This window comes from Cupriavidus sp. WS, assembly GCF_000395345.1.
Lineage (GTDB): Bacteria > Pseudomonadota > Gammaproteobacteria > Burkholderiales > Burkholderiaceae > Cupriavidus > Cupriavidus basilensis_B.
In genome coordinates, this window is the sequence record NZ_AQPL01000166.1 from 17,111 (window position 1) to 38,148 (window position 21,038).

Annotated in this window: 24 protein-coding genes; 5 read left to right on the plus strand and 19 right to left on the minus strand. The window is 62.4% G+C overall.

The features are described from left to right. Positions 1-118: 118 nt before the first annotated feature. The 5 genes from K206_RS0114450 to K206_RS0114470 form a co-directional block, all read right to left on the minus strand. Entirely contained in the window at positions 119-871 is a 753-nt protein-coding gene (locus tag K206_RS0114450) for an SDR family oxidoreductase (RefSeq protein ID WP_020203117.1), read from the minus strand. Continuing rightward, entirely contained in the window at positions 868-2,031 is a 1,164-nt protein-coding gene (locus K206_RS0114455) for an FAD-dependent oxidoreductase (RefSeq protein WP_020203118.1), read from the minus strand. Before K206_RS0114455 ends, K206_RS0114450 begins: the two co-directional genes overlap by 4 nt. Continuing rightward, on the minus strand, positions 2,028-2,696 hold the full coding sequence (locus K206_RS0114460; RefSeq protein ID WP_029043634.1) for a cupin domain-containing protein: 669 nt from the start codon (positions 2,694-2,696) through the stop codon (positions 2,028-2,030). The genes K206_RS0114455 and K206_RS0114460 overlap by 4 nt, the downstream gene beginning before the upstream one ends. 71 nt (positions 2,697-2,767) lie before the next feature. After that, positions 2,768-3,112, minus strand: a complete 345-nt coding sequence (locus K206_RS0114465) for a carboxymuconolactone decarboxylase family protein (protein WP_020203120.1) — start codon at positions 3,110-3,112, stop codon at positions 2,768-2,770. Between the two features lie 98 nt (positions 3,113-3,210). Continuing rightward, positions 3,211-3,984, minus strand: coding sequence for an SDR family NAD(P)-dependent oxidoreductase (locus K206_RS0114470; protein ID WP_020203121.1), 774 nt, complete (start codon positions 3,982-3,984; stop codon positions 3,211-3,213). A gap of 197 nt (positions 3,985-4,181) precedes the next feature. Between K206_RS0114470 and gcvA the strand changes: the two genes are divergently transcribed. Next, entirely contained in the window at positions 4,182-5,117 is a 936-nt protein-coding gene (gene gcvA, locus K206_RS0114475; protein ID WP_020203122.1) for a transcriptional regulator GcvA, read from the plus strand. Here gcvA and K206_RS0114480 read toward each other — a convergent pair. From K206_RS0114480 to K206_RS0114525, 9 genes are all read right to left on the minus strand, one after another. Next, positions 5,114-7,105, minus strand: a complete 1,992-nt coding sequence (locus tag K206_RS0114480) for a relaxase/mobilization nuclease and DUF3363 domain-containing protein (protein WP_020203123.1) — start codon at positions 7,103-7,105, stop codon at positions 5,114-5,116. The genes gcvA and K206_RS0114480 overlap by 4 nt on opposite strands. A 448-nt stretch (positions 7,106-7,553) precedes the next feature. Then, complete coding sequence (locus tag K206_RS0114485) at positions 7,554-8,153, minus strand: S26 family signal peptidase (protein WP_020423782.1); 600 nt, start codon at positions 8,151-8,153, stop codon at positions 7,554-7,556. Further along, complete coding sequence (locus K206_RS0114490; protein ID WP_029043635.1) at positions 8,150-8,695, minus strand: DUF2840 domain-containing protein; 546 nt, start codon at positions 8,693-8,695, stop codon at positions 8,150-8,152. Before K206_RS0114490 ends, K206_RS0114485 begins: the two co-directional genes overlap by 4 nt. Next, a complete protein-coding gene (locus K206_RS0114495; protein ID WP_029043636.1) occupies positions 8,692-8,979 on the minus strand; it encodes a hypothetical protein in 288 nt (95 codons plus the stop codon). Before K206_RS0114495 ends, K206_RS0114490 begins: the two co-directional genes overlap by 4 nt. Beyond that, positions 8,976-9,614 carry a ParA family partition ATPase gene (parA, locus tag K206_RS0114500; protein WP_020203127.1) on the minus strand — a complete coding sequence of 213 codons (639 nt, stop codon included), beginning with the start codon at positions 9,612-9,614 and terminating at the stop codon, positions 8,976-8,978. Before parA ends, K206_RS0114495 begins: the two co-directional genes overlap by 4 nt. 289 nt (positions 9,615-9,903) lie before the next feature. After that, entirely contained in the window at positions 9,904-10,764 is an 861-nt protein-coding gene (locus K206_RS0114510; RefSeq protein WP_020423783.1) for a replication initiator protein A, read from the minus strand. A gap of 14 nt (positions 10,765-10,778) precedes the next feature. Further along, the gene (locus K206_RS0114515; protein WP_020203130.1) at positions 10,779-11,060 is read right to left on the minus strand and encodes a helix-turn-helix domain-containing protein; all 282 of its coding nucleotides are present in this window, start codon (positions 11,058-11,060) and stop codon (positions 10,779-10,781) included. A 75-nt stretch (positions 11,061-11,135) separates the two neighbouring features. Beyond that, positions 11,136-11,942 carry a DUF2285 domain-containing protein gene (locus K206_RS0114520; protein ID WP_020203131.1) on the minus strand — a complete coding sequence of 269 codons (807 nt, stop codon included), beginning with the start codon at positions 11,940-11,942 and terminating at the stop codon, positions 11,136-11,138. 322 nt (positions 11,943-12,264) lie between these two features. Further along, complete coding sequence (locus K206_RS0114525; RefSeq protein ID WP_020203132.1) at positions 12,265-12,612, minus strand: DUF2958 domain-containing protein; 348 nt, start codon at positions 12,610-12,612, stop codon at positions 12,265-12,267. Positions 12,613-12,883: 271 nt separating this feature from the next. On the opposite strand from K206_RS0114525, the gene K206_RS41580 reads away from it, so the two are divergent. Together K206_RS41580 and K206_RS42825 are read left to right on the plus strand one after the other, a co-directional pair. Beyond that, entirely contained in the window at positions 12,884-13,186 is a 303-nt protein-coding gene (locus K206_RS41580; RefSeq protein WP_081651398.1) for a helix-turn-helix domain-containing protein, read from the plus strand. Positions 13,187-13,216: 30 nt separating this feature from the next. Beyond that, positions 13,217-13,909, plus strand: a complete 693-nt coding sequence (locus tag K206_RS42825; protein WP_155888074.1) for a hypothetical protein — start codon at positions 13,217-13,219, stop codon at positions 13,907-13,909. Positions 13,910-13,947: 38 nt separating this feature from the next. Here the strand turns inward: K206_RS42825 and K206_RS0114530 are convergent, their stop codons facing one another. Further along, positions 13,948-14,256, minus strand: coding sequence for a DUF736 domain-containing protein (locus tag K206_RS0114530; protein ID WP_020203133.1), 309 nt, complete (start codon positions 14,254-14,256; stop codon positions 13,948-13,950). Between K206_RS0114530 and K206_RS43700 the strand changes: the two genes are divergently transcribed. Further along, entirely contained in the window at positions 14,246-15,865 is a 1,620-nt protein-coding gene (locus K206_RS43700) for a hypothetical protein (protein ID WP_196812880.1), read from the plus strand. The genes K206_RS0114530 and K206_RS43700 overlap by 11 nt on opposite strands. Positions 15,866-15,974: 109 nt before the next feature. Here the strand turns inward: K206_RS43700 and K206_RS0114535 are convergent, their stop codons facing one another. The 4 genes from K206_RS0114535 to K206_RS0114545 form a co-directional block, all read right to left on the minus strand. Next, positions 15,975-18,032, minus strand: a complete 2,058-nt coding sequence (locus K206_RS0114535; RefSeq protein WP_020203134.1) for a ParB/RepB/Spo0J family partition protein — start codon at positions 18,030-18,032, stop codon at positions 15,975-15,977. A gap of 81 nt (positions 18,033-18,113) precedes the next feature. Continuing rightward, positions 18,114-18,941, minus strand: coding sequence for a DUF932 domain-containing protein (locus K206_RS0114540; RefSeq protein ID WP_029043638.1), 828 nt, complete (start codon positions 18,939-18,941; stop codon positions 18,114-18,116). 700 nt (positions 18,942-19,641) lie between these two features. Further along, positions 19,642-19,899 carry a hypothetical protein gene (locus K206_RS41595; RefSeq protein ID WP_225525367.1) on the minus strand — a complete coding sequence of 86 codons (258 nt, stop codon included), beginning with the start codon at positions 19,897-19,899 and terminating at the stop codon, positions 19,642-19,644. Between the two features lie 86 nt (positions 19,900-19,985). After that, positions 19,986-20,336: a DUF2958 domain-containing protein gene (locus tag K206_RS0114545; protein ID WP_020203136.1), complete on the minus strand. Its 351-nt coding sequence runs from the start codon at positions 20,334-20,336 to the stop codon at positions 19,986-19,988. A 369-nt stretch (positions 20,337-20,705) separates the two neighbouring features. Between K206_RS0114545 and K206_RS0114550 the strand changes: the two genes are divergently transcribed. After that, entirely contained in the window at positions 20,706-21,035 is a 330-nt protein-coding gene (locus K206_RS0114550) for a helix-turn-helix transcriptional regulator (RefSeq protein WP_008643211.1), read from the plus strand. Positions 21,036-21,038 lie beyond the last annotated feature (3 nt).

The following is a 21,038-nucleotide window of genomic DNA, read 5'->3' on the forward strand; positions in this document are numbered from 1 at the left end:
TCAGCCCAATGCGGATGCGAGGCGGTTCAATGCCTCAACGACCACACTGAGCGGACACGCCAGTACCCCCATGGGATCCATCAACTGGCAGGCTCCATCCGCCTCTTGGTCTAATAGTTCAAAGCTGCGAGAAACCGCCATCCACGACGATCTCCGCACCCAGCATGTAGCGCGACTCGTCACTGGCCAGGAACAGCACGGCCTGCGCGATTTCCTCCGGATCGCCCATGCGGCGCGCAGGAATGCGCAGCGACATCAGCCGTTTGGTCTCGACAAGCTGCTCGGCACTAACACCTTCCAGCTCGAAGATCGGCGTGTCGATGGCACCGGGGCTCACGGCATTGACGCGGATCTTGCGATCCAGCAGTTCGCACGACCACGAGCGCGCAAACGAGCGAACAGCCGACTTGCTTGCGGCCAGAGCGGAGAATCCGCCCATGCCGACGGCATTCAGCCAGGCCGAGTTCAACACCACGGATGCGCCATCACGCAGCACAGGCGCGATGGCCTGCATGGAGAAGAACAGCCCCTTGACGTTGACGGCCATCAGTTCATCGAACCGGGCCTCGTCGGTGCTCAGCAGCGGTGTGGCGTACGCCACGCCGGCATTGCCAAAGAACACGTCCAGACCGCCCTCACCAAAAGCAGCGGCAACCTCGCGGGCCATGCGCTGCATGTCCTCGCGCGCACGAACGTCTGCCTGGATGGCCGTGACCGCACCGCCCAGGTTCTTGCGGGCCTGTTCCAGCCGCGCGGCATCGCGCCCGGTGATCGCGACCTGCGCACCTTCTCGCAGGAACAGTTCGGCAGTCGCCAGACCAATGCCGCTGGTGGCACCGGTGATCAGTGCCGTCTTGCCTTGCAGTCTCATGTCAACTCCTTGTTCAATGCAGCACGGGATACCCCCGGCGTCAGTGCCTGCACACCCAGACTTGCTGCTTCGATGGCGCCGGCGAGATAGCCCGGAAACTGCGGCGACCACTCGCTGGCGATGCCCGTGAGGCACCCTTGCCACGGTCCTGAGGTGGCTTTGGACGCAGGTGCCTGAGCATGCTGGCCCGTCGCATCGCGATCCATTGCCGTGGCGGTGCGCGGGTCTTGTGCCCAGTCCTTAATGATGTCGGCCTTGGGCGTCGCCGCGTCGGGTCCAAACATTCGGACGAACTGCTCACGGCAATGCGTGCGCATCACCTCGTCAGAAACGGTGCTGCGCACGCGCGCCGGCACACCCAGGAAACCAAACAGCGCTGCGCTGCCGCCGGGCATGGAGGCATCATGGATCTCACCCATCGGCCCGCGTGCACTGCGGCCCTCTCCCGATAACCCCTGTTCTCGCCAGAACGGGCTGTCATAGATTGCGATGTACTTGGCGTGCGGCGCCATCCACGTGGCCGTGTCGCGCCATTGCTTGGCGAGTGCCTCCGGCAACGCTGGCTCGAAGGCAATGGTGTTTTCGATCAGACGAGGCGGCAGCGCCAGCAGGACGTGCTCGGCGTGCCACGTCACGGGACGACCCGTGGCATCGACGCTTTCGACGACAACATGGTGATCGTTTTTGCGCAGGCTCTGCACCGTATGGCCGGTCAGGACACGGCCTGGATTCAATCTGCGGTGCAGCGCTTCGATAAGGCGGCCCATTCCACCCTTAAGGCGCATGGACGCCGGCGAGTTCACATAGCCACGCATGCGCACGGGAGCGTCCTGCGGCGAACGCTCGACCACCATGTCACCGGCCTCGAACTGCTCGAAGATTTCCAGGCTCAATTCTTCGATCAGGCGTCCGAGTTCGCGTTGGTAGCCGGGCCAGAACCAGGCGGGGCCAAGATCGAAACGGTCAACGGGGCTTACTTGCGCTGCTCCGTGGGAAACGACCTGTCCCGAGGCGTCGGCAGAGGCGATACGCCCACCAGATGCCTCCCGTGCTTCCAGCACCACGTAATCGGTCACGCCTTGGCGTGCCAGCAGATAGGCTGCGTACAGGCCGCTCAAGCCAGCGCCGACGATGACGATGCGTGCGGTATGCGGGCTCATGCTGCTACCACCACATCGGACAAATGGCCCGTCTTGAGGTACACAGTGGCACCTTGATCGCCAGCACGAGGCACAGCAGGTTCACCTGCCGGCAGTCGCAGCCAACTGCCTCCCTCGTAGCGCGTCCCCTCCAGCATCACGGTGCCTGATACGACCAGGATTTCCGCACCGTCCTGCGATGCTTCGAGAATCTTTTCGCCTGGCTCCAGGCGCTGCAAGCTGACCTGCTCGCCCTCAGTCGCGAACAACGGGCACACCTCACGCGCACCTTCGCGGCGCCAATTGGCCAAGTCTCGCGTGTCAATGCGGACGCTGCGCGTCTCGTTATCCGGCATCTGCTGGAGCTTGACGAAAATGACTGCGCCCTCGGCACTGTAGGGCTGATGGCTGGAGCCGGGCGGGTTGCGCAGATACCAGCCTGCCGGGTAATGTCGGTCTCCTTCGGAGAAGGTTCCTGACAGCACCAGGATTTCCTCGCCACCCGGATGCGGGTGCGCGGGAAAGTAGGATTCGGGTGCATACCGCACGATGCTGGTGGCACGGGCCTTCTCCGCGCCCACGCGATCCAGCATCACCCGCTCGACGCCTCCTTGGGGAGATGCGACCCATTGGTAATTGCCGGATGTCACGATGGCGCGACGGGTGAAATCAGCATTGATCAGCATGATGTTTATCCAAACGGGGGACAGCGGCATGGCTCGTCCAGGCGATGGCAGCCATCCCCGGTCAATACGGCTTATTTGGCGGGCAGTTGCTGGTAGGCCTCGACAACACGTGCCGAGTAGGTCAGCGCAGCACCCGCGTTCAACGCGATGGCAACACCCAGGGCTTCGGTGATTTCTTCGAAGGTGGCACCGTGTTCTACCGCCTTCTTGGTGTGCACGGAGATGCAGCCGTCGCAGCGGGTGGTGATGGCCACCGCCAGTGCGATCAACTCGTGCATCTTGGGTTCCAGATGGCCGGTCTTGACGGCTGCGTTGTCGATCGTCATCAGGCCGCGCATCACGTCCGGGCTTTGTTTGGCGTAGTCGCCCACGCGCTCCAGTAGGGAGTCGCGGTAGGCATTCCAGTCTTGCATCATGGTGGTTCTCTCTGTAAGGAAGTTGGCGCCGGGCGTTGACTACGCCCAGCGGAGGTTTTAGTAAGAGGCTCCTGGCATCGGAGCCTGCACGAGATACATCAGTTGCGGCCAGCCATCACGCCGCCATCGACATCCCAAACGGCGCCGGTGACCCAGCCCGCCTTGTCCGATAGCAGGAAGGCGACCACTTCCGCCACATCCTGCGGCGTGCCTACGCGGCCGATCGGGTGAAAGCTGTTGAACCCTTGCAACGCGCTGTGAACTTCGGCCTTGGGAATGAAGCCTTCGTAGATCGGGGTCTGCACCACGGCAGGCGACACCGCGTTGACACGGATGTTCTTGCCGGCCAGTTCCATGGCCAGATGCTGGGTCAGAGAATGCAGGCCGGCCTTGGCCATGGAGTACGCCGAGGACGGCGTGGCCGCGATTGCCTGCTTGCCCCACATCGAACCGATGTTCACAATCGCGCCCGGGCGGTTCTTGGCAACCAGATTGGCGGCCACCTTCTGCGTGATGAAGAAGGTGGCTTTGTTCAGTTGCATGTACTGGTCGTAGTCCGCGCCCGAATGCTCCAGGAACGGCTTGGGGAAGAACACGCCAGCGGCATTGACCAGCAAGTCGATGTCCGCGTGCTGCTCGTCCAAGGTCTTGATCAGCGAAGCCACGGCCTCGTCATTGGTCAGGTCTGAGGTCAGTGCCCAGACTTGACCCAGCGCAGCAAGCTCCTTGCGCGCTTCTTCGGTCTTCTCCGGACGGTTGCCCACGATGACGACGCTGCCGCCGTCGGCCAGCACGGTGCGTGCGATCTGCATGCCCATGCCGCTGGTGCCGCCGACGACCAGCAGCTTCTTGCCCTTGAATTGATTGCTCATCTTGAAATCCTCTCTGTTGGCCCGCCGCTCGGCGGGGGGTGAATAGAAGAAAAACTGTTGATTCCGAAGGTGGCAGCATTGCCGCACCTTCCACCTCCGTATGAAGGCTTCTCTGGAATAAGCGTTATTGTTCTCCTGTTCCCAAAGCCCGACAAACCATATAAAGTGTCAGTTATTGAAAGAAAAACTTTATCGAAATGAAGTCACCCGTCCACCTGAATGCCTTGCGCGCCTTCGAGGCCAGCGCCCGCCACCAGAGCTTTTCTGCGGCGGCGGCCGAACTCAACGTCACGCCAGCAGCGGTAGGCCAACTCGTACGCACGCTGGAAGACTGGCTGGGGACGCCCCTGTTCGTGCGGGGCAGCAGTGGCCGTGCGCGGCTCCTTCCCACGGAGGCTGCCGAGCGGGCACTGCCCGATATCCGCGCCGGGTTTGATCGGCTCACCCTGGGGATGGAGAGACTTCAGGAGGGTGCGTCAAACGGCGTGCTGACCGTGGCCGTCAGCCCAGCCTTCGCCGCAAAATGGCTATTGCCCCGTATCGACCGCTTCCAGGCCGTCTGCGCCGACACGGATGTGCGCCTGGACACCAACCTCAAGCCAGTGGATTTCGTGGCTCAGCGGGTTGATATCGGGGTGCGATATGGCGCCGGCCAATGGCCGGGGTTGACCGCCGATAAGCTGATGGATGAAGAGGTTTATCCGGTGTGCTCGCCCCAACTGCTGCGTGAGCATTGGCGCTTGCAAAAGCCTGCGGACCTGGCCCAGGAAACCCTGATCCACGATTTGTCCATGGACCGACACACAGCGTTCCCAAGTTGGGAAGCCTGGATGAAGAAAGCCGGTGTGAAGGATGCCATTACCCAACGGGGCATGCAGATCAACAACTCTGCTGCGGTCCTGCAGGCGGCGATCGAGGGGCATGGCGTAGCGCTGGCGCGCAGCGTCATGGCTCGTGACGACTTGGCAAGCGGACGTCTGGTAAGACTATTTCCAGACATCAACTTTGCTTCTGCACTGGCGTACTACGTTGTGTATCGACCGGAATGTGCGAGCTTGCGCAAACTGACTACCTTTCGGGATTGGTTGCTAGCAGAAGCCGCCCATTCCCAAGCGGAGAATGGTGGGCTTTAAATCCCAGGCCCTAATCTCCGGCCAACCTCCCATGACACACCACTACCGCGCATCGTCGCGGAAAGCTGCTGCCCCAATCGCTGTTCGATCACCGGACGCCACGGCACAAGCGAGAAGCCTATGCCGTCATCAAGCATCGCGTAATGCCCACTGGCGAGCATGACGCTGCGCCGGTAGATGCCGGCGACGCGCTGGCCGTCTGCCACAGGTCGATTTTCCAGGCCGGTGTCGGCGGCAATGTCCTTGGCGGCTTGCGCCAGTTCCCGATTGCGCAGCGTGCCCAGCAGGTTCCGGGCGAGGATCACACGCTGCCCGCGCCGCTCGGCCAACCCCTGTTCGGCCAGAAAGTCGGCGCGCTGTTGCAGGGTGTTCTTGACCTCGCCACCAAACCCCAGGTCACCCAGGCCCTTGCCGCCGCTGATCAACTGCTGATCCAGCCAGGTCGCGCCAATCACCCGCGCCTGCCGCTCGATCGGAAGGTGCGATTTCAACTCCACCGCCACACCGCCCAGCCGTTGCGCGTCGTACTGGCGGCCACGCTCGGCCAGGTCGTCCGGAACCTTCCATAAGCCTTCGGCCACGCGCTCCACGATGCCGGCCCGACCCAGGGCTTCCAGTCGTCGGACATGGGCCGCGACGACTTCCTGCGGGTCTCGGTCGGGCTTGCCCCGGCCCTGCTCGATCGCCAGGTGATGATCGGCGCGATACAGGCCATCGCTCGCCAGCGCGGCGATGTTCTTGTCGGCCGCCCGCACCTCGGCGGAACCGCGTACCTCCACCACCGCGCCAGCGGGATAGTTCGCCAACTCGTCGCGGGCGTTCAGCGCGACGTAGTGAGCCTTGCCGTCCACCCCGTCGATGACCAGATAGCCGCGGTCGCGCAGTTCGTCGGCCAGCCCCTTGGCAGCGATGCGGCCAACGATGGTACGGCCTTCGTCACCCGCCTCGAACACCGCCAGTTCGCGCGGCTGGCCGCTCATGGCCCGCTGCATCGTTCGGATAATGTCGCCACGCTCGCCCAGGGCGCGCAAGGTCTTCTCGGCATCGGCATGGACGGCCCAGGTGCCGGGCTGCGTCTCGTCGGCCAGGCCCAGGCGCTGCAAGCGTTGCAGGCGGCCGATCAGCAGCAGGCGTTGGCGTTGCAACCGGGGTTCATTGAAGCGTTCGATCTGCACCCGGCCAGCCTCGCCGGCTTCGCGTTGCAATGTGCGATCGAGGCTCGTCCACCGCTCCTGTTCCACCTCGCGCTGCAAGGTCTGCTGGATCTCCAATTCGGTGCGCGGCCCGAGCCATTCCGTCGCCAGTTCGGCGGCGCGATGGCGGAAGCCGTGGGCGATGTAGTCGCCCGCGATGATGAGGTCTTTGCCGGTGTCGTCGCGCCCGCGCACGATCAGGTGGGTGTGCGGGTTGTCGGTATTCCAGTGATCGACCGCCACCCAATCCAGCCGCGTGCCGAGGTCGGCTTCCATCCGGTTCACCAGATGCCGGGTGTAGGTGCGCAGCTCTTGAAGCTCGGCACCGTCCTCCGGGGAGACGATGAAGCGGAAATGGTGCCGGTCATCGGCGCTGCGCTCATTGAAGGCGTCGAGGTCGGCATCGTCGGTCTGCGGCCCATAGGCGCAGCCCGGCGCGCCATCGCGGCCAGCGCCGTCGCGCTCGATGTAACGCAGGTGTTTCGTCAGCGACTGCGGGCTGGCGTTGCGTTGATTGACTAGCAGAGTCTTGATGGTCACGCGCCGCGACATGTGCGTGAGCTTCGCCCCGGCGAAGCGTGCCGCCGTGTGGCCGCGCCCAAGCCGTGAGCCGGGCCGCTGGCCTGCCCGTGCGCCGCTGCCATTGCTTGCGGAGTGGCGCATCGAGGATTTGCCGCCGCTAGCCTTGCCGACCTGCTTGAGCACCTTGGAAACGAAACTCTGGCCCTGGCCCTTGCCCCGGTTCTTCGGGGCGCTGGGACGCACGCGGAAATCGTCGTCGCGGCGGTCGGTCATGGCTGAGCTCCCTGCAAGCTCTGGTGTGTCCTATCGTGCGAAGCACGCGGACATGCCTGCATTGGCGCGACCTTCGCGCCCCAAGCGGCACGGTGGCGAAGCCGCTCCGTGCCGCGCGCCCCCCATGTGCAGACTGGCTTTCGACGCGGCCCGGTGCCGCGTCCTTTTGTCTTGCCTTCCGCCTTTGCCCTTCGCTGTCGCTCCGGGCGTCGGCGGCCCGGCGGCGCTGCGTTGCTTGCAGCCAGCCCGCCGGCGAACGCAACGACGACCGCAGGCCGGGCGCGTTCGAGGCAAAACGCCTGCACGTTGGACGGCTGCGCCGAAGGCAGCGCGAAGTGCGGTGCGAATGCACCCGCACTGCACGCGCGACGACACCGCGACGGCCAGCAGAACGACATGCCCGATGGCACGATGAGATGCACGGCAACGTGCAGCGAATCGGCGGCCGTCATGGGCGTGTCTCCAGCCAGACCGGATGCGCGACGCCGATCACGGCGGATGCGCTGATCGGGCCGAAATAACGGCTGTCGAACGATGCCGGATTGGTCACGCTCAACAGGAACAGCTCGCCCGGTTCAAGGCGACGGCAAAGCTGCAAGGATGGCAGCGGCCGGCCCAGCCGGTCGGCGGGCAGCACGGCGGCCACCGGCACGCCGTCGATGCGTGCCTGACCGGCGACGATGCAAACGTGTTGTGGCGCGACTGCGCCCACACGTTTGAGCAGCGGAACGTGTGCCGGCAGGTAGCCGCGCTGCGTAGCGAGCGTGGCAACATCCGGCGGCAATGTGGTCAGGACGACGCTGCCCACGGACAAGGGGCGTGGCAGCAAGCCGGTGTCGTGGCGCTGCGGATCGACGCGATACCAGCCGACCGGAACGCTGTTGGACGGGTTGTAGATCAGGCGCGGCAGCGGCTGCACGAAAGCCGCCCAGGCCAGCGCAGCGAGGCCGACGGCGGCGAAGCCGGTCAGCACGATGCGAGCGCGCAGGCGCGAGCGAGGAAGCGGCGCGGCTTTGGGTGTGCGTGCGGCGGTGGGATGGGCCGTCATGGCAGCGCCCTCCCGGCCAGCCAGGCGGCGTGCCGCTCGGCGGTGTATTCGGGCAGCGACAAATGCGCGGCGAGCCGGTTGGCGAGTGTGCGCCAGTACGCGGGCGACACGTCGATGGCAGCGATCCCCAGCGCCTCGATGCCGTCGATGCGTTCCAGCACGGCGCGCACACTGGCGTCACCTTCGGCATGCAGCAGAAGGCACGCGCCTGGCTGCACGCCGGGGATATGCTGCATGTCGTCCAGTGGCGTGGCGGCCTGCATCAGCATGAGCTGCCAGCGGATCGTGCCGTAGTCGTTGGCCTGCCAACGAACGCGGCAGAGGATTGCACCCGGCATGAACATGGCGCAACGCCGCCAGCGGTCGAGCTGGAGCGTCCGCACTGGTTCGCCGAAGCGCAGGTAGAGCTTGAAACGTGGTTCGATGTAGGCGAGCGATACGCGCGTCAACGGCGCGTTGCTAGCCTGTCTGGAAGGTGCTGTGCGCGCAGCCGTGGCCGCTATGGCGGCAGGTGCGGCAGCAGGCAATGAGGATGTGGTCATGGAGTGTTCTCCCTGCAGTGTTCTGGAAACTCGCGCTCCAGCAAACCGCGCAGCAGGTCGGCCACGGTCACGCCTTGCGTGAAGGCCGACACCTTGATGCGCGCCCGCATGGCGGGCGTGATGTCCAGGGTCAGGCGCGCGGTGTAGAGGTCGCCCTTGTTGAGCGCATCCGCGTCGCCCTGGCGAATCCAAGCCTCGGCGTGTGGATTGGCGGGCGGACGCGCGCCGATGCCGACCCGCTTGGCCGGGCGTTTGCTGTTGGGTGGGTTGCTGTTGTCGCTCATGACGGCCACCGCAGCAGCTCATCGACCAGCGCGGTGATTTCCTGCGCCGCCGCGCTATCGGGGGCTGTCTCCCGCGCCAATCGACCCGCAGCCACGCTGTCGGCAAAGACGATGCGCTGACACACCTCGCTGCGCAGCGCTGGCAACGGCTGTTCGGCCAAGGCTTGTCGTGCTTCGCGCCCGATTACCGTGGTGCTGACGCGCCGGTTGATGACGAAGGCCGCGCGTAGCGCAGGCCGGAACACCTGGGCCTCACGGATCAGCGCCACCATCTCGGCGCTGGCCCACAGGTCGTAGGGGCTGGGCTGTACCGGGATCAGCACCCGTTCGGCCGCCAGCAGCGCAGAACGCGCCAAGGCGGCAATCCTGGGTGGCCCGTCGATGATGACGTGATCGGCCCGTCTGGCGAGTTCTGGGGCCTCCTGGTGCAGTGTTTCGCGCGCCAGGCCCACAGCGCTGAATAGCCGGGGCAACCCCTGCTGGCTTCTGCGCTGCGTCCAGTCCAGTGAGGAACCCTGCGGGTCGGCATCCAGCAGGACGACGTGCTGGCCGCGCAAGGCCAGTTCCCCGGCGATGTGGGTGGCGAGCGTGGTCTTGCCGACACCGCCTTTCTGGTTGAGCAAGGCGACGATCATGGTGCGGCCCTCCAGCTTGGAAGGGCGGACTGTTTTTGCCGTGCCGAACGGGGTGATTTTTTCGGCTTTTCCTGGCGGGTTTTTCGGCCTGCGGCAGTTGTCCACCGCAATGCTGCTTCTCTACCAATAGTTAGAGAATTTAAGTTAGTAATGTTAGAGGGATCGCAAACCCGCGCCGTTACTGGCTTTTCGGCTTTTTCGTACTCCTGATAGCACGATAGGCGTACTCCTGATAGCACGACACCTCTTACTCCTGATAGCACGACCCCATTCACAGCTTGTCCCGCTGTTATCCCCGTGCCGTCTGCGGCACGGGCCGGAAGGTCAGCAATTCCATGTCGTCCTCGGGAATCCGCACGATGCCCAGCTCGTACCCCGGCAGCGATTGCCGGGCGACTAGCGCCCGCAGGTCGTAAGCGAAATCCGAAAACCGCGTGCTGCTGCCCGACTTGCGGTGCAGATGCCGGAAGTCGAACTGCCAGCCGCATTCCTGCCTTCCGCCATGCTTGCGCACCAGGCGGTACAGCCAGCGCTCGATGCCGCCCGTGAGACGGAAGTACGTCGGGTCGATGGTCAGCACCAGGGCGGTGTCCAGCACGCCCGTATAGAACCAGTCCGGCAGGATCAGCTCGATGCCCAGCGGTGTGCCGTTGGCATCGGCCAGCTCTTTCCACTCGTTTATCCACGAAAAGCGGTGCAAGCGCCTTCCCGTGGTTTCGCGGATGGACGTGGCCACCGTGGTCGATTGCAGCCTGTCGAGCGCGGCCTTGAGGCGCTGGTAGTCGCGCAGCGACTTGCCGCGCCCGATGAAGCGCAGGATCTCGTAGGGCGTGGCCTGCATCCGCCGAGAGGGCTGGATGCCCGCGTCTTTGGCTTCGACGATCTGGCTGGCCGCCCAGATCAGGATGTCGGCATCCCAGATGGTGGCGATGCCATGCTCCTGCGTGCCTTCCACGCGGATGGTGATGTTGCCGCTGCGGAAGTCGATCGGTGCGGTGCGCCGCGACTTCGCCAGCGAGAAGAACGGATAGGCCATCAAGTCCTGGGCATCGCGCGGTGCCATGTCCTCGCCCGGCAGAGCACGGAACAGGTCGAGCTGTTCGCGCTGCGGCAAGGCGTGCCCTGGTGGGCTGGACATGGCGATGGCCATCGACGATGCGCCGATCAGCGCGCACGGCTGTCAGCCGAGTGGTGCTCGGCATATTCGGGGTCGGAAGTGGTCTCGAAGCTGCGCGTTTCCGCCCAGGCATCGAGGTCGGCCACGGCGTACATGACGCGGCGACCGAACTTGCGAAACTTCGGGCCACCACCGATGACGCGCTGTTTCTCCAGCGTGCGCGGTGACAGGCGCAGGTAGTCGGCAGCCTCATCGTTGGTGAGATAGCGCTGGGGTTGTGCGGGTGTGGCAACGTGAGCGGCGGCAGCCCGCAAGGGAGTGGGTCGCATGGGATGTACCTCCATCAAGCCCGGCCACACAGCGCAGCCGGATGGAGGCAGTCTCAAGAAACTTGGGACTCTTGCTCAGGGACGTTCTGCAGGCGATGCGAAACGTCCCCCCTCATGCGAAGTGACAGCGGGAAGCTGTGCCAGACGGCGATAACCGCCGCGCATCAGCCCATCGCCCCGTCGCACCAGCCGCCGCACGCGGGCGCGCAGAGCGCTGTCGGCGTGCCAGTCGGCAGCAACGGCATCCACACCAAACAGCCCTTCGGCCACCTCCCGCAAGGACGCACCCGCCAAGGTCGCGTCCAGCGCCTGAAGCGTGTGCAGTTCCAGCAATGCGGACAGCGGCGGACGTGGCCGGACGGTCGCAGCAGGTACGGCACCGGCTGCCACGGCGATCTTGTTCAATTCGCTCGCCAGGGCCGCATAGCGTTCGCAAGGCGCGGCGCAGGCCCGGATGGCATAGGCATAAGCCATGCCATCGGCCAAGCCTGGCGCGAGCACGAAATGTAGGCAGCAGCCGGGCCAGCGCACCACCAACACCAGGCGCTTGCCGTCATGGATCAGGTGTTTGTGGCCCGGTAGCTTCCAGAACTCAAAGCACAGGGCGTCGGGCGGCGGATCGGCATCCGGGTAGAGCTGCACCACGGCATCGTGGTCGGGGAACCAGGCCGGGTGCGCGTCTCGCGCATCCAGCGTGGGATCTTCCAGCAGGCGCAGCCCCCAATGCCCGGCAGCATCCGGTTGGCGACGACGGCGCAGCCAGTCGTGACGATAGTCTGGATGACGGCGCAGGTACTCCCAGGCCAGCGCCGGGCCATCCAGGTGCAGAACGTAGAGATAGGCCGCCGTGGCATACCACGGCTCGGCACTGCGATCAGCCATGAGGCAACCTCCCTGTGCTGGGGGTGCGTCGCCACAGCGAAACGGCGTGCTACGAAGCCATCGTCAAAACGTCATGGGTGAAGCGTAAACTGGCAGTGTCAAGACCGATGAACTCCGATGCGTTGCTGAAATCGTCCGAGTGCGACGGCGGCAACGCTCTCCAATGGCATGCCGCGTCGGTCAGCTTGCCGCAGCCCGCGCCAGGCATCATGACCGTTTCGATCTGGCACGCACCGCTTCGGTGCAACACTGCCGATTCAGACCGAACGGGTCACAGACCAGACCGAAATAGACACAGTGCGCCACCGCTTCGCGGTGGCCCTCAATCGGTAATTGAACCGTTGTCTTCGGCCAGTTGCAGGTATTCCGACAACCGTCGCGCAGGCTGGAAATAGCGATCCCGCATCACCGGCTGCTGGCGCGGCCCGACGATGGCGGCCAGGTCGGATAGCTTCACCGTTCCCAATGCAGGCATGCCAATCCCCAAGTCGATCAGGCCGTGGGCGGTATCGCCATCGGCTGGGTCGAGCGAAGCCAGCAGCCAGGTGGCATGCGCATCTGGCGTGAACAGGCGTGCCACGGGCAGCGGGTCGGTGTCCTGCCCGGCAGCGCGGGCCTGGCCGTTGGCCAGCAGGCGCGTGCGCTCGTCGGCGGTGATGAGCGGAGTCATGGCTGTACGTCCAAGGACTTGCGGAGCAGCAGAGGCGCTTTCACGCCTTCCAACGAAAGCACCAATGCGCAATCCCACGTATCCGCAGAGACGTAGAGGCACGAAGGCACATGCACGAAAGTCAGGAAAGACACGGATCAGGCTCTCCGCTTTTGAAGAAAGCCGCCGATGCGGGTTTCAGTAAAAGCACAAGCAGACAAAATGAACACTATAGATTGTAGCCCTATAGGGCGCAACAGGTTGTCATTCTGGATTTTGGGGGAAGTTCAGAATGACAGCGTTCAAGCCATCGTTGCCCGATGCACTGCGGCGGATCAGAAAGGCGCGTGGTCTGAGCCAAGAGGCGTTCTCGGATGTATCTAGCCGCACCTACATGAGTGCGCTGGAGCGCGACCTCAAAAGCCCGACGCTGAACAAGCTGGCCGAACTGTGCGAAGTCATGGAGATTCATCCGCTCACATTGCTGACGCTGGCATATGCAGGACGCGACCAGCTCAACGCCGATAAGCTCCTTGCTCAAGTCCAGCGGGAACTGAACGAAATCGTTGCAGCATCGAAAATAGAGAACCCATGATCGCGGCCTAGCTGGCCGTTAAAACACCAGATGACCATACCAACACATTGCGGCATGCCGCCTCTTCATCTGAACATTGAAGGTCTTCGCTCGCATGCCATGCTTGTAAGCATATTTATTTCCGAGCCAGATGTTTCAGTCGAAAAAAGAAAGTGGCGCTCTTGGTTGGTTCATTGTCTTGTCAAGACGGCCCGTCACTACAACGATGCGCGGTTGTTAATACTTGCGCAGATAAGCGAAGGTCAACGATCTTCTGCCGAGATGGCAAAAGGCCGACTTTTGCCTGTGTTCGACTTCGCATTTGCTATGGAAGACTGCATCACATCGCTTGAAAAAGCGATAGCGTGCATCCGGGCTTTGTCAAAAAAGGGGGAAATGCCATCGGCATTTGTTCTCGCGCTAGATAACGAACGGCAATCCCTAAATGATTTTCGCAGGCAACAGGAACACATGCACTCTCAGATCGCCGCAGGCCAAACCGGCGATGGCCCGATCCTCGTGACGCTATCGGACGATGGTGATAGCATGAAACTCCGCAGTCTTACTATGTCGTTCGTTGCTCTGTTTACATTGATCGACGCTATCTACCGTGATGTAGCGAGCCTCTTTCCTGCGCACGATATTCAGTCTCCCCCATCGCCGGGAGGTGTGCCTCAAATCTCAATGTCCATGACAATTGAGGTTGTCCAGGGTGAATCCAAACTGCCGGACATTCCATCATAGGAAAGCCCCGCCGCAGTGGACGGGGCTTCATGGCTCCGTCAGGCCACCTTTGGCTTGCTGCGCGACCAGATCAGGTCGTGCGTGCCGTCCTCGCCTTCGATCAGGCGGGCATAGACCGTCGCCGGGAACGAAGGATCGTCGAGGGTCACGGAGATGTAGGCCCGCCCGGCCTCGCTGGTTTTCTTCCATGCCGCGCCGATGTCGTGGCCTGCCGCCTGCACGCGAAAGTCGGGGGCCTTCTCATTGTCGCCCTTGTCGTTGGGAACCAGCTTGACGTTGAGGGTCAGGGTGCGGAGCTGGCCGGTGAAGCCGTCTTTCTCTGCGGTGAAGGTGTCGATGTTAGCCATGATGATTTCTCCTTTCGGGTTGAACAAGGTCGCGCCAGTGCGTCCTTGTTGTGATCCGTCCGGCGGGGGATGGACTGGTCGCACCGCGCAGCGGTCGCAACAACGTGGAGAACCTGGAAGCGAAAAGAATTTGTCCCGCGAGGAATGCGTGCAGCGCAGGAGAAATTGTTTTCGCTGCAAGGTTGCGGCCATGAAGCCCAAGGCGCAGCCGCGCCACCGCCAGGATTCACGACAAGCCAAGGACGCAGGGGCCGCCCGCTCCCGAATGGAGACATGGCCGACACGGCATCCCCGCATGACAGCTTCACCGGCTTGCGCCCTGACGCGGCTAGGTCAATGCCCCAGCAGCAAGGTAAGAGCGCTCCTGCCACAACTCGCGGCCACATGCTTGATGCGTGACGTGGAATCTCCACATCGAGGTCAGGTGGTGTATCGGAACCATCCTCCGTGGCATATAGGCAACGAACCGCCAGCGCCTAGGGCGGCACCCTTTCGCGCAACTTGCCACGGTCAACCGAGACTACACAAACACATCGCACCTATTTTTCTCAGTAAACTGGATGGAATCCAATATTTTTGCAAAGCACCCTTCAAAAAACCAATAACCCGACAAATTCGAATGAAAAGAAAATACATTACAGAGTTCGCAATTGGCTATATGAATAGCTATACATCAATGGTCACAGCGCACCAATTATTAAAGGGCGGAACATTAAAGGATGATGACAGGGAGAATCTTTCGAAGTGCCACATATACATAATTGCAGCCAGGCCATCACCATATTTCGACCCAGATTCTATAGTCCACAAAGATAACAAGCTGTCTGGGGTGATTTGCTACAAGATTGATGGAGAAGAGAAGCGGGTTGAATTTGATGAATATCCTTGGGAGCTGGAGGATGATGCGGTTTCTCTTGAATGCAAATACCCGTTCAAAGAAATTAATAGCATTAATCCAGAAGGAAAAGAGGTCACCTATCTTCCCGCAAGCTTTCTTGCGACCGCCCATTCCAATTGCTATCCAAACAATCCGAGCGATCTGAATAAATATGAAGTTCTATATGTGGGGCAGGCACTGGGAGACCAGGGAAACAGATCTGCGCTAGATAGACTAAGAAGCCATTCAACACTTCAAAAGATATTGGCAATGACGAATTACGATTATCCTGACAAAGAAATCATGATATTCATGTACCAATTTGATCATGCCCAAATGCTGACATCAATGGATGGCATGGCAAAGGATGCAGATAAATCAGATAGAAATGAATCCAGGCTTATGCACGCAATGCAAAACCCTCCCGAAAAGAAACAGAAAATCGGCATGATCGAGGCAGGACTGATTCGCTACTTCAAGCCTCATTACAATGAGATTTTTAAAATCAAATTCCCATCTGTAAAACATAAAGTCCTCAAGTCATGCTACTCCCTAGATATCAGTGGCCTTGCAATTGAGTTAAACTCAAGTGATCTTAATTATTTCTTCTATTCCGAGTCAACTCCACTAAAGAGCCACCATATTGCTCAGATTGATTTGGTTTCATCGCAAAATAGAATGTCATTTTTTTCGGCAACGGCGTTCCCAAACAATCCTGAAGTCATTAAATAGGTTCGTGCTGGGCCATGCAGAAAAGAACTCAAATGCATCCAATCTTCTGCAATAAAGAGTAAATTTTTGGCTCACCATTTAAAAATGAGGAGCCTTTCTTCGCAGAGACTTAATCTGTAGAGATTATTATTTGCTTTTTCTGCAGAAGCGCTCTCTTTTGAGAGTCTTGCGCTGTTGTTCGCACTAAATAGACCGCACCTTTGAAGATAGCAGGCATCCAGCCAGTGCCATCGGCCAGCCGTTCGGCCTCGCTGGCAATGTCGCCTTTTTTCAACTTCGCCAGCCGGGTGACGTGCTCCGGTGCGAACTCGCCCACGGCTTCCAGAATCGCGGCCTTCGGCACATGCTGGAAATAGCCGTCTGCGGTGGGTTGCCACCATGCCGCCATATCCAGCGCCACGGCCTGCGCTAGTTCGGCACCCGGCTGGTGCTGCGTGGCGCGGGGCGTCACCACATCGACCGTGGATGCCACGCATACGGCCAGCAGGCGCACCAGTTCATCCTGCGGCTTCGCCAGCAGTGCGGCAAACAGTTCGGCGCTGTCCTCCGGCAAGGCTTCACCTGCCACCTGTTGCAGTTCACGCAGTGCCACAGCGGCGGGCGATTCCGGCCAATCCGGGGTCATGCCTGCCAGCCGATCTTGCTGGGTCAGCTTCACGCCCAGCGACAGATCGTGGCCGTAGTGGCTGCCTTGCAAGACAGTCTGCACCATGCCATGCACCAGTGCGGCCAGCGCCACCTGCGGATGCCGGGCCACTTCGATTTGCAGCGCGGCGGTACGGTGGGCACTCAAGCGTTGCGCCAGCCGGTCGGACATGGCAGCGGGCTTGGGTGCTTCGTCGGTTTCCTCGCCAGCATCATCGTTCCCGGCATCGCCCTCGCTACCGAAACCTTGCCGCAGCCGTTCAAGCGTGCGCAGTGCCTTGGCCTCGGCTTCGCGCAGCAGGCCACGATGAATCACGACCTCGCCGTTGCGGTCAATGGTGACGATGGCACCGGCGGCAGCTTTGACGGCTTCCCCGTAGTCCTGCAAGCCATCTTCCAGCGTCTGCAACTGTTCGCCCAGGTGTTCGCCTTCCTCCTGCAAGGCGTCGGCCTTTTCTTCATCGTCGGCGTTCAAGGCGGCATCCACGGCCTCGGCCAGCGCCTGCATCTTGGTTTGCAGTTTCTCGATGCGTTGGGCTTCGCGCTTGTTCGGGTTACGGCGCTGCCTCGGGGCGCGCTGGAAGGCTTGCAGGTCGGCATGGGTCGCGCCGGGGGTGGCATCCACCCATGCCCAGCCTTCGGCCTTCACCTCGGCGGCAAGGCTGACCAGCTTGTCCTGCGCCAGCCGTTCCAACAGCGTGGCATCGGTCAGATACACGCCGCTATCGGCTTCCGCGAACAGATCGCGGCGGGTGCCACCGCCTGCGGCCTCGTAAGCATCCAGCCCAACGAAACGCACCAGCGGATGCCGGTGGGCATCAATCTCGCGCTCGGTCAGGCGGTCGCGCAGGTTATGCGGGCTGCGCTGCCATGTCGGCGCATCGTAGAACGCGGCTTCCTGTGCGGCGTGATCGTCGGTGATGGCAAGGGCCATCAACTGGTCAAGGCTCACGGCCTCGGCGCGGTAGTCTTCCAGCAGGCGCGGCGACACGTTGGCGAGTTTCAGGCGGCGCTGCACCACCAGCGGCGTGACGCTGAAATCTGCGGCAATGTCCTCGATGGGGCGGCCTTCGGCCACCAACGCGGCAAATGCCTCGAACTGGTCGGCGGGGTGCATGGCTTCGCGCTGCACGTTCTCGGTCAGGCTGGCGGTGCGGGCGGTGCCATCGGCCACCAGCAGGCAAGGCACCTCCCATTCCTTGCTGATGCGGTGCTTTTTCGCCAGCAGCTTCAAGGCTGCGAGGCGACGACCTCCGGCCACGACTTCATAACGCTCGCCGTCAGCGGTGGCGGTGACGATCAGGTTTTGCAGCAGGCCGACACGCTGGATGCTGGCGGCGAGTTCAGGAATCGACATGCGCGGGGTCTTGCGCACGTTGCGGCCCGTGGGGCGCGATACCAGCCGCGACAGCGGCACCAGAATCAGATTCTTGCTCGGGTCGGCGGCTTCCAGCAGCACGGCAGGCGCGGCACTGGCCGTGGCGTGGATGGCTTGGGCTTCGGTGTGGTTGATGGCGTTCATGGTGAAAACTCCTTGCGATGATGGAATACAGCAGCGAATGACGCGGCAAGGGTTGCTGCCTGCCCCTGCCGCGCAGGGAAATCAGGCTTTCAACTGGCGCAGGCCATCGGCCAGCAGCCACAGAGCGCGATTGAGGCGAATATCGGAATCAATGCCCTGCACCGGGCGGGTCTGCTGACGGCGTCCGTTGGCGCTGCGCCCGTGCAAACCGCCTTTGGTCAGGTTCTCTTGGGTGCGGTTGAACACGCTCCACAAGTCCGGGCGGTGGTCGTCGAACCGGCGCGGCATCAGGATTTGCGACTCGGTGATGGGTGCGGGCTTGTCCGGGTCGTCGTACTTGAGCGACAGCGCGGCGCGGGCGAACACTTCGGCCTCGCCTTCGTCCAGCGTGATGGCCTGCATGGATTCGCGGGATTCCAGCGCACGGTCGAAGCCATGCAGCACCTGATAGGCACCTTCGATCACTTGCCCGGCCACGTCGCCCTTATGCGGCACGCGCACATCGGCCACGGTATCGCCGCACACCAGCCCATTGCTGCATACGAAACGGAACATGCCGGCCAGCATCTGGTAGCTGCTGGTGCCATCGTGCGAGTTCAACAGGATGATTTCGTTGGCTTCGCCTCGGGCGTTGATCTGGCTGGCATGGCGCAGCCGGATCATGTGCTTGGTGTAGTCGCGCCGGTCTTCGTGGCGGGTGCGGGTCTGCGTCACCATGAAGGGCTGAAACCCTTCCTTGCGCAGTTCGGTCAGCACCGTGGCGGTGGGGATATAGGCGTAACGCTGGGAGCGACTTTCGTGGGGCGCTTCCGCAAAAATGGATGGGGCCACGCGGTGAATCTGGTCATCGGACAGCGGGGAATCGCTGCGCAGTACCGGGGAACGGGAAGCGAAACGGGATGCAAGCATGGTCTTTCTCCTGACGAAAAGGGTTTGCTGTTCAAACCGCACACCGGATTCCTAGATTCGGAGCCCAGCCTTTCGGCTGTTCGGTGCGGTTGGCACGAGGAACCCGGTTGGCCCTGTTGCCACCGTCTTTCCTGAGTTCATCGCCCGCGACGGTCAGGAGCCCACGGACGTGGGCCGTCAAGGAGAAAAGCGTCAGGGTGGTGCGGCCCGCAGGCGCAGCCGAGGACACGGCCTGGCGCGCCTTGATGGCACGCGGCCACGGGCTACAGTCGCGAGCAAGGTGATGGAGTCAGGAGAGACGGCTGGACATGGCAACGGCCGCCGTGATGTGCAGACCGCACGCAAGCGAAGCGCGCAGGCCCGAAGCTGGAAGCCGGGCCGTAGGCGTCAGCCGAGCGAAGCGAGGGAACGATGGAAGCCCGAAGGGGCGAGACGCCGCAGGCGGCTCGATGCGCAGCACGACAGCGCGACCGGCCATGTTTCTTGGCCGGGGACGCCCGGATTTCAAAGCTCGATGCACAAGCTCATTCGCCAAGCATCGGGAAGCAGAGCCAGTTGTGCCGGTGATTGCTTCGGTCTGGCCGATCCCGCGTAGCCGGTTCGGCGGTCTTTGAGGGGCGCTAAGCATCGCGCGGCGGGGGTGGCCCGCAGGGCTTTCCCCTGGAGGCAAGCGCAGCGCCCCGTCAGGGGCGCGAAGGCATCACGCCGAGTCGTCAGGACACAGGCTGGATTCCGCAACCGGCATCCACGGCGAAGTCGAGTTCAGGTAGTAGCGCCTACCACGCGCATACAACCCCGAAGGCTCGGTGGGCTGGTAGAACCCGGTGACGCGGCGCCAGAACTGCACACCAAACTCGTTGGTGTAGATCACCGCGTCGCCGATCTTGAAGCACAGCGGCTGCCCGTTCTCCGGCGCGAACGGTTTGAGCGCATCGTGCTGCGCCGTGATTTCGATGATCTAGTCGTGATGGCTACTCATGGCATGGATCTCCTGCAAAGGTTGAGAAAGCACAAGGAGCGCCTTGCGGCGCTCCCAGGGCCGAGTCAGACAGCGATCCGCCCGGCCAGCCGCGCATCGCGTGCGTAGGCGCTCAACCGCTTCTCGGCGCGGAAAGACAGGTCGCGCTCGATCGGCAAGCCCAGCCCGCCGCGCACCGTCGCCAGCTCGCCCAGGCTGACCCAGCCGATTTCCGGCATCCCCAGGCCCAGGTCGCAAAGACCAAAGGCGTGGTCGTGGTCGTCGGGATCAATCTCGGTTAGCAGCCAGGTCGCGCCGCTATCCGGCGTGAACAGCTTGACCACGGGCGCCGGATCGAAGTCCGGGTTCTCCAGCGATTCGCGGCCGTTGGCCAGCAGCACGATGCGCTGCTCGTCAGTGATGAGTGCGTTGTTCATGGTGAACTCCTGAAGGGTTGCCGGGCGGAATTGCCCGACCCTTCCGTGGCACGGCGCAGCGCAAGCAGTCAGGGGTCAACGACGGCCGCCAGGACGCAAGCGCCATCGGCGCGCAGCCCTTGACGGCGAGCACGCCGTGGCACGATGAAGGGAACAGCAAGACCGCCTCCCTTGCACCTCCATATGCGTCGGTTTTAGGCGAGCAGAGCACCCAGGTCGGAGGCGCCAGGGGGCATAGCCGGATGGCCGTGATTCGACACGAAGCGCGGGACACAGCCCGCGAACCCGACGGCGGCACGCCGGGGCGCTACGAGGTTCTGTTTGCTGGTTTCTTGCGCAATGATTCAATAAATGTTGTATTATCGAACTATGAACGAAGATCAAGCTGTTTCCGCCCTCGGCGCCCTGGCCCACACCCAACGCCTGCGCGTGTTCCGCGCCCTGGTCGTCGCAGGCCCCGAGGGGCTGACGCCCAGCGTCTTGGCCGACCAGCTCGACGTGGCCCGCAACTCTCTGTCCTTCCATCTGAAGGAGCTGGCTCACGCTGGCCTCGTCACCATCGAACAGCAAGGGCGCAACCTGATCTATCGCGCTGACTTCGCGCAGATGAACAGTCTGCTTGGCTACATGACCGAGCACTGCTGCCAGGGCGGCGTATGCGAAGTCACTGAATCTCCCTCCACCTGTGCCTCCTGCTGAAAG